The 15,110-nt window shown below is 69.6% G+C and carries 17 protein-coding genes; 7 read left to right on the top strand and 10 right to left on the bottom strand.

What is annotated here, in order from left to right; all coding sequences use genetic code 11:
• Positions 1 to 15: 15 nt before the first annotated feature.
• The 8 genes from hpf to G8346_RS14080 form a co-directional block, all read right to left on the bottom strand.
• Positions 16 to 333, bottom strand: coding sequence for a ribosome hibernation-promoting factor, HPF/YfiA family (hpf, locus tag G8346_RS14115; RefSeq protein WP_166052419.1), 318 nt, complete (start codon positions 331 to 333; stop codon positions 16 to 18).
• 123 nt (positions 334 to 456) lie between these two features.
• Entirely contained in the window at positions 457 to 1,902 is a 1,446-nt protein-coding gene (locus tag G8346_RS14110; protein WP_166052417.1) for an RNA polymerase factor sigma-54, read from the bottom strand.
• A 9-nt stretch (positions 1,903 to 1,911) separates the two neighbouring features.
• Entirely contained in the window at positions 1,912 to 2,637 is a 726-nt protein-coding gene (gene lptB, locus G8346_RS14105) for an LPS export ABC transporter ATP-binding protein (RefSeq protein WP_166052415.1), read from the bottom strand.
• Positions 2,634 to 3,317 carry a lipopolysaccharide transport periplasmic protein LptA gene (gene lptA / locus G8346_RS14100; RefSeq protein ID WP_166052413.1) on the bottom strand — a complete coding sequence of 228 codons (684 nt, stop codon included), beginning with the start codon at positions 3,315 to 3,317 and terminating at the stop codon, positions 2,634 to 2,636. Before lptA ends, lptB begins: the two co-directional genes overlap by 4 nt.
• The gene (gene lptC / locus G8346_RS14095) at positions 3,298 to 3,849 is read right to left on the bottom strand and encodes an LPS export ABC transporter periplasmic protein LptC (protein ID WP_166052411.1); all 552 of its coding nucleotides are present in this window, start codon (positions 3,847 to 3,849) and stop codon (positions 3,298 to 3,300) included. Before lptC ends, lptA begins: the two co-directional genes overlap by 20 nt.
• A complete protein-coding gene (locus G8346_RS14090) occupies positions 3,850 to 4,338 on the bottom strand; it encodes an HAD family hydrolase (protein ID WP_166052650.1) in 489 nt (162 codons plus the stop codon).
• Positions 4,338 to 5,327 (bottom strand): KpsF/GutQ family sugar-phosphate isomerase, encoded by a 990-nt coding sequence (locus tag G8346_RS14085; RefSeq protein WP_166052409.1) that lies wholly within the window; start codon positions 5,325 to 5,327, stop codon positions 4,338 to 4,340. Before G8346_RS14085 ends, G8346_RS14090 begins: the two co-directional genes overlap by 1 nt.
• A gap of 3 nt (positions 5,328 to 5,330) precedes the next feature.
• A complete protein-coding gene (locus tag G8346_RS14080; RefSeq protein WP_166052407.1) occupies positions 5,331 to 6,290 on the bottom strand; it encodes a calcium/sodium antiporter in 960 nt (319 codons plus the stop codon).
• Between the two features lie 179 nt (positions 6,291 to 6,469).
• Here G8346_RS14080 and G8346_RS14075 point away from each other — a divergent pair, with 179 nt between their 5' ends.
• The gene (locus G8346_RS14075; RefSeq protein ID WP_166052405.1) at positions 6,470 to 6,709 is read left to right on the top strand and encodes a BolA family protein; all 240 of its coding nucleotides are present in this window, start codon (positions 6,470 to 6,472) and stop codon (positions 6,707 to 6,709) included.
• Positions 6,710 to 6,719: 10 nt separating this feature from the next.
• Positions 6,720 to 7,988 (top strand): UDP-N-acetylglucosamine 1-carboxyvinyltransferase, encoded by a 1,269-nt coding sequence (murA, locus tag G8346_RS14070; protein WP_166052403.1) that lies wholly within the window; start codon positions 6,720 to 6,722, stop codon positions 7,986 to 7,988.
• Positions 7,989 to 8,392: 404 nt separating this feature from the next.
• On the opposite strand, the gene G8346_RS14065 is transcribed toward murA, so the two are convergent.
• On the bottom strand, positions 8,393 to 9,457 hold the full coding sequence (locus G8346_RS14065) for a S1C family serine protease (RefSeq protein WP_166052400.1): 1,065 nt from the start codon (positions 9,455 to 9,457) through the stop codon (positions 8,393 to 8,395).
• Positions 9,458 to 9,675: 218 nt separating this feature from the next.
• On the opposite strand from G8346_RS14065, the gene petA reads away from it, so the two are divergent.
• The 5 genes from petA to G8346_RS14040 are packed head-to-tail and all read left to right on the top strand — an operon-like array spanning position 9,676 to position 13,317.
• On the top strand, positions 9,676 to 10,266 hold the full coding sequence (gene petA, locus G8346_RS14060; protein WP_166052398.1) for a ubiquinol-cytochrome c reductase iron-sulfur subunit: 591 nt from the start codon (positions 9,676 to 9,678) through the stop codon (positions 10,264 to 10,266).
• The gene (locus G8346_RS14055; RefSeq protein ID WP_166052396.1) at positions 10,266 to 11,516 is read left to right on the top strand and encodes a cytochrome bc complex cytochrome b subunit; all 1,251 of its coding nucleotides are present in this window, start codon (positions 10,266 to 10,268) and stop codon (positions 11,514 to 11,516) included. The genes petA and G8346_RS14055 overlap by 1 nt, the downstream gene beginning before the upstream one ends.
• A complete protein-coding gene (locus G8346_RS14050) occupies positions 11,509 to 12,264 on the top strand; it encodes a cytochrome c1 (protein WP_240901516.1) in 756 nt (251 codons plus the stop codon). Before G8346_RS14055 ends, G8346_RS14050 begins: the two co-directional genes overlap by 8 nt.
• 37 nt (positions 12,265 to 12,301) lie before the next feature.
• Positions 12,302 to 12,901 (top strand): glutathione S-transferase N-terminal domain-containing protein, encoded by a 600-nt coding sequence (locus G8346_RS14045; RefSeq protein ID WP_166052394.1) that lies wholly within the window; start codon positions 12,302 to 12,304, stop codon positions 12,899 to 12,901.
• Positions 12,898 to 13,317, top strand: a complete 420-nt coding sequence (locus G8346_RS14040) for a ClpXP protease specificity-enhancing factor (RefSeq protein ID WP_255454034.1) — start codon at positions 12,898 to 12,900, stop codon at positions 13,315 to 13,317. Before G8346_RS14045 ends, G8346_RS14040 begins: the two co-directional genes overlap by 4 nt.
• 403 nt (positions 13,318 to 13,720) lie before the next feature.
• Here G8346_RS14040 and G8346_RS14035 read toward each other — a convergent pair whose 3' ends face one another.
• The gene (locus tag G8346_RS14035) at positions 13,721 to 15,106 is read right to left on the bottom strand and encodes an FAD-binding oxidoreductase (RefSeq protein WP_166052390.1); all 1,386 of its coding nucleotides are present in this window, start codon (positions 15,104 to 15,106) and stop codon (positions 13,721 to 13,723) included.
• Positions 15,107 to 15,110 lie beyond the last annotated feature (4 nt).

The following is a 15,110-nucleotide window of genomic DNA, read 5'->3' as shown; positions in this document are numbered from 1 at the left end:
GCGGGCCCGCGGTGGTCAGGCGTTGCGCGGGCGTCCCACGCCGTTGTGATGGTCGGTCAGCTTGTCCTTGTGCCGCCGGACCTGGCGATCGAGACGGTCCGTCATGGCGTCGATCGCAGCATACATGTCTTCCTCGACCGCCGCCGCATGCAGGGTGTCGCCTGCCAGGCGCAGCGTGGCCTCGGCCTTGTGCTGCAGTTTCTCGACGGTGAGGATGCAATGGACATCGATCAGGTTGTCAAAATGCCGGATGACCTTGTCCATCTTGCTGTACACGTAGTCGCGCAGCGGGTCGGTGATGTCGACGTGGTGACCGGTCATGTTGATCTGCATTTGCTTACCCCTTGGGAGTGGTGGAGCCGGCCCGTCGGGCGGCCCGCGGTTCACTTGTATTCTAGTAGCAGCTTTCGCCTGCTGGCTAGGGCGGATTGAGCGCTCCGCGCGCCGCGCCCGCGGTCAGCGGATGGCCACGCGGCGACGCTCGTTGGAGGACGGAAACCCCATGGATTCCCGGTATTTGGCCACAGTGCGGCGCGCCACCTCGATGCCCTCGCCGACGAGTATACGGGTCAGCGCGCTGTCCGAGAGCGGCTTGGCCGGGTCCTCGTCGGCGATCAGCTTGCGGATGCGCGCGCGAATGGCGGTGGAGGAGACGCTCTCGCCGTCGCTGCCCGATACCTGGCTGGAAAAGAAATAGCGGAACTCGAACACGCCCCGCGGCGTGTGCATGTACTTTCCGGTCGTGGCACGGGAGACGGTCGACTCGTGCAGTTCGAGCGCCTCGGCGATCTCGCGCAGCACCAGCGGGCGCATGCCCTGCTCGCCGCGCTCCAGGAAGTCCTGCTGATGAGCGACGATGGCACGAGCCACGCGCAACAGGGTCTCGTTCCGGATCTCCAGGCTCTTCACCAGCCAGCGCGCCTCCTGCAGCTGGCTGCGCAGGGTCGAATATTCGCCGCTGCGGCCGAGAGAGCCGGCGTAGGCGGCGTTGACCCGCAGCCGTGGCGCAATGGCGGGGTTAATCTCCACCTGCCAGGTCTCCTCGACGCGGCGTATGAACACGTCCGGGACGATGTACTCGGGCGGGCGCGAGTCGGCGGCGCTGCCGGGGCGCGGGCTCAGGGAACGCAACAGGGCGACGGCGGTCTCCAGCTCTTCCGGGTCGCAACCGAGGCGGCGGCGGATGGCGGCGTAATCCTGCTCACCGAGCTCCACCAGGCATTCGGCGGCGAGACGGCGCGCCAGGTCGAGCCCCGGGGTGTCCGGGGCGAAGGGTGACAGCTGCAGCAGCAGGCACTCGCACAGGTCGCGGGCGCCGATGCCGAGGGGGTCGAAGCGCTGCACGCAGGCCAGCACCCGCTCCACCTCGTCGATATCCGTATGCAATTCCGGTTCGAGGTTGGCGCAGATCTCCTCCAGGCTCTCCTGCAGGTAGCCGTCGTCGTCGATCGCGTCGACGATCATGGTGGCGATCGCCTTGCGGTCGCCCTCCGGCAGGGCGACGTCCAGCTGGGCCATGAGATGCTCGCGCAACGAGGTGCCGCTGGCGTCGGCGTAATCGCGCTGTTCGTCGCCGTCGTCGCGGCTGCCGCTGCTGTAGCCCGTGGTGTAATCCGGTACGTCGGCGTAGGGCAGGTCCTCGCGGAAATCGTCGCCCGAGGCCTGTTCCGGGGCGGCTTCCTGGCCCTCCCGCGCGTTCTCCGTGGACCGCTGCTGCTCGCCTTTCGGCGGCGCCAGCTCGAGCCCGTCGTCCATCTCGAGCATGAGGTTCTTCTCGAGTGCCTCGCGCAGCTCGGCCTGCAGGTCGAGCACCGGCAGCTGCAGCAGGCGGATGGCCATCTGTAGCTGGGGCGTCAGCGTGAGCTGCTGACTGAGCTTGAGTTGCAGCGACTGCTTGATCATGGGTGGCGTCTAGAGGCGGAAGTGCTCGCCGAGGTAGACCTCTCGTACTTGCCTGTTCGCAAGTATCTCATCCGCGGACCCGGAGGCGATGACCTCGCCGGCGTTGAGGATGAAAGCCCGGCCGCAGATGCCCAGCGTCTCGCGCACGTTGTGGTCGGTGATGAGCACGCCGATGCCGCGGTCGCGCAGGTGCCCGATGATGCGCTGGATGTCCAGCACCGAGATCGGGTCGACGCCGGCAAAGGGCTCGTCGAGGAGGATGAAGGCCGGTTCGGCCGCCAGGGCGCGGGCGATCTCCACGCGGCGGCGCTCGCCGCCGGAGAGGCTGAGGCCCTTGCTGTCGCGGATGTGGCCGATGCTGAGTTCCTCCAGCAGCTCCTCGAGCAGGTTGCGCCGGCCGACCTGGTCGAGGTCCTTGCGGGTCTCGAGCACGGCGAGGATGTTCTGTTCCACGCTGAGGCCGCGGAACACCGAGGCTTCCTGCGGCAGGTAGCCGACGCCGAGCCGGGCGCGCCGGTGCATGGGCAGGGAGGTCAGGTCCTTGTCGTCCAGCAGGATGCGGCCGCTGTCGCAGGGCACCAGGCCGACGATCATGTAGAAGGCGGTGGTCTTGCCGGCGCCGTTGGGGCCGAGCAGTCCCACCACTTCCCCGCTGGAAATGGACAGGGTCAGGGAGCGCACCACGGTGCGCGAGCGATAGCTCTTGGCGATGCCCTCGGCACGGAGGGTCTTCACGGTGTCGGCTCCGGCTCGCGCGGTGCCTCGTCGTCCTGGCCGTCCTGGCCGTCCTGGTTGCCGTCTTCCGGCGGCGTGATGATGATGCGCACGCGCTCCGTGCCTTCCTCGTCCGCGCTGGCGATGAGGCGGTCCTCCGCGATGCGGTAGACGAGCCGCGCCCCGCTGGCTTCCCGGACCCCGTCGCTCAACCGGGCCTGGCCCTGCAGCGAGAGTTCGCCCTCGCGCAGGTCATAGCTGATGCGGTTCGCGGTGCCGTCCACGCGCCGCGCTTCGGGCCCCGGCATGGTGCGCGTGAAGCGGGCCGGGGCGCCTTCCGCGACGGCGGACTGGAGCTGGTGGTTGCTGAAGCCGATGGTGGCGCGATCTGCCTGGATCGACCCCATGGGGCCGTCGATGCGCGCGTTGCCGCGGAACTCCCACTGGCCGCTGGAGAACTCGAGGTCGCGGGTCTCCGCCTCGGCCGCCGTGATGACGATGTCGCCCTGCTGGATCCGGACGTCGCGAAACAGGAGTTTCTCGCCACGACGGTCGAAGTCCGAGGAGGCGGCCTCCAGCAGGATCTCCTGCTGCTGGGCGAGCGCCGGCGCGCCCGCCGCGAGGGCGAACAGGACTATCGCGGCCAGGGCCCACGGCGTCACGGGCAGGGCCCGCGCGGAATCAGGGGAGGAAGCGGCCATTGACCAGGGATTGTAGCTGCAGGCGCTCTTCCAGCAAGTGAGCCACCAGGCCCGTGCCGTGCAACTGGTGCCGGCCGAGGGTCAGGGCGACCGGGGCATCGGTGCGCGCGATGCTGGTCTCGATGTCCACGGCAAGGTGATCGGTGACCACGCGTGCGGGTCCGTGGTCGCCGGAGTCCCCGATGACTTCGACACCGCCCCAGAGCTCCAGCTCGGACTGGTTTTCGGTGACGCGGCCCTGGGGCGCGGTGAGCAGCCAGGGGCTGGGCGAGTACATGTTGTATTCCACGCGCACGTCGCGCAGCAGCGTGTCGCCGCCCAGCGCCACCTGCCGGATTTCCTCCGCGATAAGGCGGTATTGCGGCATGCCCGCGGCATCCGGCGCGGTGATCTCGGCGCCGGTCATGTAGAACCCGTCCGGAGCGGGGCGCTCGACTACCGGCTGTTCCGGGTGCAGCCGGTTGTTCAACCACCAGGCGCCGGCCGCGAGCACCGCGAGGAAGAAGAGGGCGAGGCGATTCGCGGCAGTCACTCAGCGCGCCCCGAGCAGCAGCTCGCAGAATTCGCGCACCGCGCCGTGACCGCCGGGTTGAGTGGATACCCACGCGCTCGCCGCGAGTGCGTCCGGATGGGCGTCGGCGACAGTGGCGGGAAGGCCCACCATGCGCATCGCCGCGACGTCGGGCGTGTCGTCGCCGAGATACGCCACTTCGGCTGCCGGGATGCCGGTCTCGCGCAACAGCTGGGCGAGGGCGGTGCCCTTGTCTGCCCGGCCCTGCACCACGCGCGTCACGCCGAGTTCGTCCATGCGCTTGTTGACGGCGGGCGAGTCGCGCCCGGAAATGATCGCCACTTCCACGCCGGCGGCGAGCAAGGCCTTGATGCCGAAGCCGTCCCGCACGCTGAAGGACTTGTACTCGACACCGTCGCTGCCGATCCAGATGCGGCCGTCGGTGAACACGCCGTCGACGTCGAACACCGCCATGCGGATGCGCGCGGCTGTCTCCCGCAACCCGGGCATCACATCACCCCCGCCTGCAGCAGGTCGTGCACGTTGAAGGCGCCTTCGAGGCGGCCGTCGGCGCCGACCACCAGCAGCGCCGTGATGGCGTAGGTCTCCATGAGCCGCACCGCCTCCGCCGCCAGCATGTCGCCGCGCACGGTCTTGACGTTGCGCGTCATGACCTGCTCGATGGGCGTGGCCGTCAGGTCGTGCCGGGCGTCAAGGGTGCGCCGCAGGTCGCCGTCGGTGAAGATGCCGAGCACCCGGTCCTCGGCGTCGACCACCGCGGTCATGCCCAGGCCCTTGCGCGAGATCTCGAACAGGCCCTCGGAGACGGCGAGCCCGGGTACGACCCGCGGTACGCGCTCCCCGGTTCGCATGATGTCGCGCACGTGCAGCAGCAGGCGCCGCCCCAGCAGCCCGCCAGGATGGGAGAAGGCGAAATCCTCGCGCGTGAAACCGCGGCTGTGCAGCAGCGCCACCGCCAAGGCGTCGCCCATGGCGAGCGTGGCGGTGGTGCTGGCGGTGGGCGCGAGGTTGAGCGGACAGGCTTCCCTGGCCACGCCGATGTCCAGGTGCGCATCGGCGGCCGCGGCCAGCGTCGAGCCGGGCTTGCCAGTCATGGCGATCAGCGGCACGCCGAGCCGCTTGATGAGCGGCAGGATGGTCAGGATCTCGGGCGTCTCGCCGGAGTTGGAAATGGCGAGCACGACGTCGGTGGCGGTGATCATGCCCAGGTCGCCATGGCTGGCCTCGCCCGGATGCACGAAAAAGGCCGGCGTGCCGGTGCTTGCCAGCGTGGCGGCGATCTTGCCGCCGATATGGCCGGACTTGCCCATCCCGGTCACGACCACGCGGCCGGCACAGTCGAGACAGTAGCGGCAGGCCTTCACGAACGCTGCGTCGATGCGCTCGCGCAGCCCCAGCACGGCCTCGGCCTCGACGTCGAGGACCTCGCGCCCGAGGCTGCAGATGGTTGCGTCGTCGATGCGGTGCTTGCCGTCCATGTCCTATCCCAGTATCAGCCAGCCGTGATAGCTGAAAAACGCGGCCAGCAGCATCCCGCCCTCCCAGCGGCGGATGCGGCTTTGGCCGCTGAAATTGTAGGTCATCAGGAACAGCGCCAGCGTCAGGCCGATCATCACCGGCAGGTGCACCGCCAGTACCGCGTACTCGAAGGTGGAGGGGTGTATCAGGCCCGCAACGCCGACCACCGCCAGGCTGTTGAAGATGTTGGAGCCGATGATGTTGCCGATCGCCATGTCGTGCTCGCCCTTGAGCGCGCTGACGATGGACACGGCGAGCTCCGGCAGGCTGGTGCCGACGGCGACCACGGTCAGGCCGATGATGAGGTCCGAGACGCCGAAGGCGACGGCGAGTTGCTGGGCGCCCCAGACCAGCAGGTTGGAGCCGGTCAGCAGCACCACCAGCCCGACCACCAGCCAGCCCACGGCCTTGCGCATGGGCAGGCCCTCGGGGATCTCGGCGGCGTACTCCAGGCTGATGGGGTCGGCCTTGTCGCTGCGCGTGCCCAGCACCACCAGCCAGTACAGCACCAGCACCAGCGTGCCGATCAGCAGCAGGCCCTCGATCCGGCCGAGGCGCAGGTTGATGAAAATCATGGTCAGGACCAGCGTCACCACCAGCAGCGCGGGGAGCTCACGTCGCAGCGTGGTGGAACGCACGGCGATGGGCGTGATCAGGGCCGTCGCGCCCAGCACCAGGCCGATATTGGCGATGTTCGAACCGATCGCGTTGCCGGCCGCCAGCGCCGGGTCGCCCGCCAGCGAGGCCATGATGGAGACGAAGATCTCCGGCCCGCTGGTCGCCATGCCCACCAGCGTCAGGCCGATCAGCAGCGGCGGCACGCCCAGGTTGCGCGCTGTGCCGGCGGCGCCGATGACGAAACGGTCGGCGCCCCACATCAGCAGCACGAAACCGGCCAGGGTGGCGAGGATGTAGGTGAGCATGGTGGGTTGCGGTCTCCGTGGGCAGCCCTGGCAGCGGATATCGGCCGGCCATAATACACGCAGGCGCACCCCGGGCGGCCGGTCCGCGCCGACCCCGGGCAATGTCCCCTGCAGCCGCCATCCGTTAAACTCCGGGCCTTTCCAGCCGGGGATCGCCCGGCGCCGCTCCGGGAGCCAGCATGAACAGAGAACAAGTAGCCGCCATGATCCAGGCCGGCCTGCCGGACGCGCGGGTCGACGTGCAGTCCGAGGACGACGTGCATTTCAGCGCCCTCGTGGTGTCCGGAGAATTCGAGGGCCTGCGCCTGCTGCAGCGCCACCAGCTCGTCTACCGCACGCTGGGCGACAAGATGGGTGGGGAAATCCACGCGCTGGCCATCCGCGCGCTGACGCCGGGCGAGCTGGCGGCCGGCGGCTGAGCCCGGGGTCGTGGACAAGCTGCTGGTCGGCGGCGGTTGCCGGCTCGAGGGCGAGATCCGCATCTCGGGCGCCAAGAACGCGGCCCTGCCCATCCTGGCCGGCACCCTGCTGGCGGATGCGCCCGTGCGCGTCGGCAACGTGCCGCACCTGCAGGACGTCACCACCACCATCGAGCTGCTCGGCCGCATGGGCGTCGGCGTCACCATCGACGAGCGCATGCGCGTGGAAGTGGACCCGCGCAGCATTTCCGCCCTGGTGGCGCCCTATGAACTGGTGCGCACCATGCGCGCCTCGATCCTCGTGCTGGGGCCGCTGCTGGCGCGCCACGGCGAAGCCGACGTGTCGCTGCCCGGCGGCTGCGCCATCGGCGCGCGTCCCGTCGACCTGCACATCGCCGGGCTGCGCGCCATGGGCGCCAGCGTCGAGATCGAGGACGGCTACATCCGCGCTCGCGCCGGGCGGCTGAAGGGCGCGCGCATCGTGCTCGACACCGTCACCGTGACCGGCACCGAGAACCTCCTCATGGCCGCCACGCTGGCGCAGGGCGAAACGGTGATCGAGAACGCCGCACGCGAGCCAGAGGTCGTGGACCTGGCCGAGTTCCTGCAGGCCATGGGCGCGCAGATCAGCGGCGCCGGCACCGACACCATCCGCATCCAGGGCGTGGAGCGCCTTGGCGCGTGCGACTACACCGTGCTGCCGGATCGCATCGAGACCGGCACCTACCTGGTGGCGGCCGCCATGACCGGCGGCCGGGTGCGACTGCGCCAGGCGCGGCCAGGCCACCTCGACGCCGTGCTGGCAAAGTTGCAGGAGGCCGGCGCCGAGATCAGCAGCGGGCCCGACTGGATCGAGCTGGACATGGGGGGCCGCCGCCCGCGCGCGGTGAACCTGCGCACGGCGCCTTACCCGGCGTTTCCCACCGACATGCAGGCACAGTTCGTCGCCCTCAACGCCATCGCGCAAGGCACCGGCGCCATCGTCGAGACGGTGTTCGAGAACCGCTTCATGCACGTGCAGGAAATGCAGCGCATGGGCGCCGACATCCGTCTCGAGGGCAACACCGCCATCGTGCGCGGCGTGGAGCGGCTGCGCGCCGCACCCGTCATGGCGACCGACCTGCGCGCCTCGGCCAGCCTGGTGCTGGCGGCGCTGGCCGCGGAGGGCGAAACCCTGATCGATCGCATCTACCACATCGATCGCGGCTACGAGTGCATCGAGGAGAAGCTGTCGCAGCTCGGCGCCACCATCCGGCGCGTGCATTCGCCGCGCGGCTGACCCGCTGGCCCGCCCCGGCCGCGCTCGCCGGTCCCGCCTCCGTCCCGACCGCGCTCGCGGACTGTCATCGCCTCCCCTCGCTCGGGAAGTCTTATCTCGCTCGGTGAGGCGATGACATCCCGCGGCGCTGCGATGATTGCGGGTGCAGGGTCCGCGGAGCGCTGCGGGGATCGTGCCCGCTCCGGCTCGGGGAGCCGCAGGCTAGCGCGGATGACCGGCGAGCCGCGATGCAGGGCCGCGCCGCGCCGCAGTCAGGACCGCAGCTGAAGGAGCGGCGGGGACATGACAGGGTCACCGACCGACATAAAGACTTCCGGAGGGAGGGGACCCTGTCATGGTCCCGCCGCGGGCCGTCGCGGTCCGGCGCGGCCCAGCGCGCCCCTGCTCGGTGCGCCCGGACGCGGCTACAGGCGCGACGGGCGCTCGGCGACCTCGGCTTCGACGCGGAACCCCTGGCCGCGGCGGCTGCCGCTGAGCGTGACGCGCGTGCCGGGCCGCATGGCCGCGATGCTGCGCAGGGCGTCCTGCCAGACCACCACGGGCTGGTCGTTGACGTGCGTGATGACGTCGTTGGGACGCAGTCCGGCGCGGTCGGCCGGGCTGCCCGGCTGCACGGTGGTGAGGATGATGCCGTAAGGCTCGGCCAGCCCGAGGGCGCGTGCCTGGTCCGGCGTCAGCGTCTGTGTCCCCACCCCCAGCCAGCCGCGGATCACGCGCCCGTACTCCAGCAGGTCCTCCATCACGCCGCGCACCAGGTTGATGGGGATGGCGAAGCCGATGCCCTCGGAATCCAGCCGGCGCGAGAAAAACGCGGTGTTGATGCCGACCAGCTCGCCGCGCGCATTCACCAGCGCGCCGCCGGAGTTGCCGACATTGATGGCCGCGTCGGTCTGGATGAAGTTCTCGAACTGGGACAGGCCGAGCTGGCCGCGCCCGGTGCCGCTGACGATGCCCTGGGTCACCGTCTGGCCGATGCTGAAGGGATTGCCGATGGCCAGCACCACGTCGCCCACTTCGAGCTGGTCGGAGCGGCCGACGCGGATGCTGGGCAGGTCGGGCAGCTCGATCCTGAGCAGCGCGACATCCGTGTCCGGGTCGGTGCCGACGAGCCGGGCAGGGGCCCTGCGGCCGTCCACCAGCACGACCTCGAGGTCTTCCGTGCCGGCGATGACGTGGTGGTTGGTGATGACGAAGCCTTCGCCGTTCATGACCACGCCCGATCCCAGGCTGCCCGGCGCCTGGCGCTCGGCGAAGCCCGCGGGGACGGCGGGACGACCCACGAGGGTGACGACAGCCGGCGCCGTCGCGGCGACGGCGGAAGCGTAGGAAGCCGGCGCCGACTGCCCGCCGCGCAGGGGATGGCCCTCCGGCAGCAGGTCGGGGAACAGGAGCACCGCCACGAAAGCGACCGCCAGCCCGGCGACGGCGGACTGGAGCAGGAAGCTCAGGGTGTGGCGGGCGCTGCCCATGCGTAGCGTTTCCGGCTGCTCGGGACGGGACCCCGGGGGGCGACATTATATGCAGAGTCGGGCGGGGTTGCCCCGGGTCGCCAGGCCCGGGGCGGTAGGCAGCGCGAAACGGCGATGTGTATAATCGCGGGATTGCCCAAACTGGCCGCAAATGGCGCCCCTCGGGCCCCTAAGAGCCGGCTTTTTGCCCCAGGAATAGTTCCAGGAGTGAACTCGGGATGAGTGATGGTGTAGATCTTGGCCGCCGCCGTTTTCTCGGTGCGGCCACGGGGGTGACTTCGGCCGTCGGCATTGCCTTCGCCGCGGTGCCGTTCCTGGCTTCCTGGAAGCCCAGCGCCCGCGCCCAGGCGCTCGGCGCTCCGGTCGAAGTCGATATCAGCAAGCTGGACGACGGCGCCTTGTTGCGCGTGGAATGGCGCGGCAAGCCGGTCTGGGTGCTGAAGCGCACGCCCGAGATGATCGAGCGCCTGAGCCAGGCCGACGACATGGTGCGCGACCCTCAATCCGAGGAGCCCCAGCAGCCGGAATACGCCGCCAACAGGCTGCGCTCCATCAAGCCCGAAGTGCTGGTGGTCATCGGCAGCTGCACGCACCTGGGCTGCTCGCCCACGCCGCGCTTCGAGTTCGGCGCGGAAGACCTCGGCGCCGACTGGCCGGGCGGCTTCTTCTGCGCCTGCCACGGTTCCAAGTTCGACCTGGCCGGGCGGGTCTGGAAGGGCGTGCCGGCACCGCTCAACCTGGTGGTGCCGCCGCACCAGTACATCGACGACACGACCGTGCTGGTCGGCGTGGACGAGGGGGTGGCCTGATGAGCGCCGCGACTGACAAGAAGGGCGCCGCGGGCGGCGGTCTCTCCGGCTGGTTCCGGAAGCGCTTCCCGTGGGACCAGATGATGGAGGAGCACGTCACCGGCTACTACGCGCCGAAGAACTTCAACTGGTTCTACGTGTTCGGCTCGCTGGCGCTGCTGGCGCTGATCATCCAGATCGTGACCGGCATCTTCCTGACCATGAGCTACAAGCCCTCGGCTGCAGAGGCGTTCGGCTCGGTCGAGTACATCATGCGCGACGTGGAGTGGGGCTGGCTGCTGCGCTACATGCACTCCACCGGCGCCTCGATGTTCTTCGTCGTGGTCTACATCCACATGTTCCGCGCGCTCCTGTACGGCTCTTACCAGAAGCCGCGCGAGCTGATCTGGATCTTCGGCATGCTCATCTACCTGGTGATGTCGGCCGAGGCCTTCTTCGGTTACCTGCTGCCCTGGGGCCAGATGTCCTACTGGGGCGCACAGGTGATCGTGTCGCTGTTCGGCGCCATCCCGGTCATCGGCGAGGGGCTGGTGGAGTTCATCCGCGGCGACTACTTCATCTCGGACGTGACCCTGAACCGCTTCTTCGCCCTGCATGTCATCGCGTTGCCGATCGTGCTGCTCGGCCTGGTGGTGGCGCACATCCTGGCGCTGCACGAGGTGGGATCGAACAACCCCGACGGCGTCGAGATCAAGGACCACAAGGGCCCCGACGGCAGGCCGCTGGACGGCATCCCGTTCCATCCCTATCACACCGCGAAGGACGTGCCGGCGTGGGTGATCTTCGCCATGGTGTTCGCGGTCATCGTGTTCTTCGCGCCGGAGATGGGCGGCTACTTCCTCGAGCATGCCAACTTCGAGCCGGCCAACCGGCTGAAGACACCGGAGCACATCGCGCCGGTGTGGTACTTCACGCCCTTCTACGCCATCCTGCGCGCGGTGCCGGACAAGCTCGGCGGCGTGCTGGCCATGGGCGCGGCGATGTTCATGCTGTTCCTGCTGCCCTGGCTCGACCGCAGCCCGGTGCGCTCGATCCGCTACAAGGGCCCGCTGTTCAAGATCGCCCTGACCCTGTTCACCGTCAGCTTCGTCATGCTCGGCTGGCTCGGCCTGCAGCCGGCGACCGACGTCTACACCTGGCTGGCGCGGTTCTTCACGGTGCTGTATTTCGCGTTCTTCCTGCTGATGCCGATCTACTCGAAGATCGACAAGACGAAGACGCCTCCTGCGAGGGTGACCTACCATGGCTAGGCCTGTCCCGATGCTCCTCGTGGCGCTGCTGCTGGCGGCGGCGCCCGGTCTCGCCACCGCTGCCGGTCCCGGCTTCCCGCTCGAGTCCTCGGGCGCGGACGTGAGCAACCAGGCCTCGTTGCAGCGCGGTGCGCGGCTGTTCATGAACAACTGCCTCGGCTGCCATTCCCTGCAGTACGTGCGCTACAACACGCTGGCGGAAGGCCTCGGGCTGACGGACGAGCAGGTGGCGGAGAACCTTCGTTTCACCGGCGAGTCGCCGCACGACACCATCACCATCGCCATGCCGCAGGCAGACGCTGCGGGCTGGTTCGGCCAGGCGCCGCCCGACCTGTCGCTGATGGCGCGCGCGCGCGGCACGGACTACATCTACACCTTCCTCAAGTCCTTCTACGTCGACCCGGGCTCGCGCCTGACCGGCGTGAACAACAAGGTGCTGCCGGGCACGTCCATGCCGCACGTGCTGTGGGAACTGCAGGGCGTGCAGGAGGCCGTGTACCGGCAGGAAGTCGGCCCGGACGGCGAGCCGCAAAAGGTCTTTGACCGCTTCGAGCTGGCCCGGCCCGGGTCGATGACGCCCGAGGAGTACAGCCAGGCGGCCCAGGACATCACGGCGTTCCTGAGCTGGGCGGCAGAGCCGATGCAGCTCGAGCGCCAGCGGCTCGGCATCAAGGTGCTGCTGTTCCTGCTGGTACTGCTCGCGTTCTCGTGGCTGTACTACAAGGAGCTGTGGAAGGACGTGAAGTGATCTTACGTCACGCGGCTTCCGTCGCAGGCGAGGCAACATGACTCTTTTCTCGAATCCCACCTGTCCGCACAGCCATCGCGTCCGCATCGTTCTCGCGGAGAAGGGCATCAGCCTGGACGTGGTGGACGTGGAGACCTCGAGTCTCCCCGAGGACCTGATCGAGCTGAATCCCTACAACAGCGTACCCACGCTGGTGGACCGGGATCTCGTGCTGTACGACTCGCGCATCATCGCCGAGTACCTGGACGAGCGCTTTCCGCACCCGCCGCTGATGCCGGTCGATCCGGTCAGCCGCGCGCGCTTCCGCCTCGCCCTGTACCACGTCGAGCGCGACTGGTACTCGCTGGTCGACGACCTCGAGCGTGGCGACAAGCGCACCGCGAACAAGGCGCGCAAGACCCTGCGCGAGAGCCTGCTCGCCAGCGCCGAGCTGTTCGGCCTCAAGCCCTTCTTCATGAGCGACGAGTTCTCGCTGGTGGACTGCAGCATCGCGCCGATCCTGTGGCGCCTGCCGCGCTGGGAGGTGGACCTGCCGCCGAGCCATGGCCGTCACATCATCAAGTACGCCGAGACGATCTTCGCCCGGCCCTGCTTCCGCACCAGCCTCACCGAGCTGGAGAGGGAGATGCGCCCCTGAGCGGCGGCGGCCAGGGGCGCAAGCCGCGGCGGCCTTACCTTCTCAGGGCCATGGTCGACTGGATCTCGGACAACGGCGAAACGCCCCACATCGTGGTCGACGCCACCGTCGACGGCGTGCGCGTGCCGCCGCAGTACGTCAAGGAAGGCAAGCTGGTGCTCAACATCGGCGCCAGCGCCACGCAGGGCCTGCACCTGGGCGACGACGTGGTGGAGTTCAGCGCCCGTTTCGGCGGCGTGCCGTTTCCCATCAGCATCCCGGTGTGGGCCGTGCTCGGCATCTACGCGCGCGAGTCGGGTGAAGGCATGATCTTCACCGACTCCGAAGGCGAGCCCCCGCCCGGCAACGACGGGCCCGGCGGCGGGACGGACGGCGACAAGCCGAAGGGTCCGCCGAAGCTCTCCGTCGTCAAGTAGCCCGGACCGACCGCAACCGCGTGCCTGCCGCAGCCTAGAGCCCGGCCGCGCTCGCGGACTGTCATCGCCTCCCCTCCCTCGGGAAGTCTTATCTCGCTCGGTGAGGCGACGACAGCCCGCGGCGCTGCGCTGCGGGTTCGGCAGGGACGGGAGGTGCGGGTTGGCGGCCGTGCCCGTGGCGATGCCCGGCGAACCCGGTTGTTCGTCGCACGCTGCCCGGCCGGTGCCGCAACCCGGGCTCGAGCGGCCGAGCGCTGCGCAGCGTACCTGCCGCAGCCTCTTCGCCCCACCAGCAGTGCTTGCGGGATGTCATCGCCTCACCGAGCGAGATAAAGATTTCCGAGGGAGGGGAGGCGATGACAGCGCGCAAGCGCGGTCGGGGAGCGGAGAGCGGGGTGCCGGGTCAGGCCGGATCGGGCAACGACTTGCCCGGGTTGAGGATGCCGTCCGGGTCGAACACGCCCTTGATCGCCCGCATCAGCGCCAGCGTCTCCGCGTCGATCTCCAGGCCGACGAAGTCGCGCTTGCTGCGTCCCACGCCGTGCTCGCCGGACAGCGTGCCGCCCAGTTCGAGGACGGCGCGGAAGACCTCGTCGACGCAGGCGTGCATGCGCTCCAGGTCGCTGTCCTCGCCGAGCACGTTGACGTGCAGGTTGCCGTTGCCGGCGTGGCCGAAGCTGACGATGCGCACGGCGTGCTTGTGCGCGAGCCGCTCGAGCCGGTCGGTGAGCTCGGCGATGCGTGATACCGGCACCACCACGTCCTCGTTGATCTTGTTCGGCGCCAGGCTGCGCAGCGCAGGCGACAGCGCCTTGCGGGCGGCCCACAACGCCTTGGCCTCGGCAGCGTCGGCGGCGGTGCGCCATTCGACCAGGCCGTCGCCCGCCGCGGCGTGGCGCAGCGCGGCCAGGGCGGCAGGCAGCTGCTCCGCCAGGCCGTCGGCCTCGATCATGAGCAGCGCCCCGGCGCCGTCGGGCACTGTGCCCGGGTCACGCGCGCGCAGCAGCGCCAGCGCCGGGCCGTCGAGGAATTCCAGCACGCGCGGCACCACGGGCTGCGCCATGATGCGGCTCACCGCGGCCGCCGCCGCGTGCATGTCGGCGTACGCGGCGCGCACCGTGGCCACGCTCTCGGCCAGCGGCGTGAGCTTGAGCGTGGCCTCGGTGATGATCCCGAGCGTGCCCTCGGAGCCGATCAGCAGGCGTGTCAGGTCCAGGCCCACCACGCCCTTGGTGGTGTAGCAGCCGCAACGAATCACCCGGCCCTCGCCCGTGACAGCTTCCAGGCCGAGGGTGTTCTCGCGCGGCGTGCCGTACTTGAGCGCGCGCGGACCGGCGGCGTTGCAGGCCAGGTTGCCGCCGACGGTGCAGTAGTCGGCGGAGCCCGGGTCGGGCGGCCAGAAGAACCCCTGGGCTGCGGCGGCGGCCTGCAGCGCGCCGTTGGTCACGCCGGGCTGCACCACGGCGACGCGGTCGGCCGCGTCGATGCGCAGGATGCGCTCCATGCGCTCCATGGACATGACGACGCCGCCGTCCTCGGGCACCGCGGCGCCGGTGGTGCCGGTGCCGCGGCCGCGCACGGTCAGGGGCAACCGGAATCGCCGGCAGGCGAGCACGACCTGGCGCACCGCCTCGGTGTCCCGGGGCAGTACGACCGCCACGGGCAGGGCCTGGCCGCGGCTGTTGTCATAGCCGTAGGTCCAGCAGTCGGCGGGATCGGTGAGCAGGTTGTCGGCGCCGACGGCGGCGGCGAGCGCGTCCGCGGGCGCCGGATCGGCTGGCGACGTCATGGGC

It is taken from the genome of Thioalkalivibrio sp. XN279 (assembly GCF_011089885.1).
In the GTDB taxonomy this organism is placed as follows: domain Bacteria; phylum Pseudomonadota; class Gammaproteobacteria; order Steroidobacterales; family XN24; genus XN24.
This window is presented reverse-complemented; position numbering and strand designations above follow the sequence as displayed.

Bases quoted from the DNA above. Each gene is read 5' to 3' on its own strand.
- G8346_RS14055 (WP_166052396.1), top strand. From the start codon at position 10,266: ATGAGCGCCGCGACTGACAAGAAGGGCGCCGCGGGCGGCGGTCTCTCC.
- hpf (WP_166052419.1), bottom strand. From the start codon at position 333: ATGCAGATCAACATGACCGGTCACCACGTCGACATCACCGACCCGCTG.
- lptA (WP_166052413.1), bottom strand. From the start codon at position 3,317: ATGGCCGCTTCCTCCCCTGATTCCGCGCGGGCCCTGCCCGTGACGCCG.
- G8346_RS14080 (WP_166052407.1), bottom strand. From the start codon at position 6,290: ATGCTCACCTACATCCTCGCCACCCTGGCCGGTTTCGTGCTGCTGATG.
- petA (WP_166052398.1), top strand. From the start codon at position 9,676: ATGAGTGATGGTGTAGATCTTGGCCGCCGCCGTTTTCTCGGTGCGGCC.
- G8346_RS14075 (WP_166052405.1), top strand. From the start codon at position 6,470: ATGAACAGAGAACAAGTAGCCGCCATGATCCAGGCCGGCCTGCCGGAC.
- G8346_RS14090 (WP_166052650.1), bottom strand. From the start codon at position 4,338: ATGCCCGGGTTGCGGGAGACAGCCGCGCGCATCCGCATGGCGGTGTTC.
- G8346_RS14110 (WP_166052417.1), bottom strand. From the start codon at position 1,902: ATGATCAAGCAGTCGCTGCAACTCAAGCTCAGTCAGCAGCTCACGCTG.
- G8346_RS14065 (WP_166052400.1), bottom strand. From the start codon at position 9,457: ATGGGCAGCGCCCGCCACACCCTGAGCTTCCTGCTCCAGTCCGCCGTC.
- G8346_RS14035 (WP_166052390.1), bottom strand. From the start codon at position 15,106: ATGACGTCGCCAGCCGATCCGGCGCCCGCGGACGCGCTCGCCGCCGCC.
- G8346_RS14050 (WP_240901516.1), top strand. From the start codon at position 11,509: ATGGCTAGGCCTGTCCCGATGCTCCTCGTGGCGCTGCTGCTGGCGGCG.
- G8346_RS14085 (WP_166052409.1), bottom strand. From the start codon at position 5,327: ATGGACGGCAAGCACCGCATCGACGACGCAACCATCTGCAGCCTCGGG.
- G8346_RS14045 (WP_166052394.1), top strand. From the start codon at position 12,302: ATGACTCTTTTCTCGAATCCCACCTGTCCGCACAGCCATCGCGTCCGC.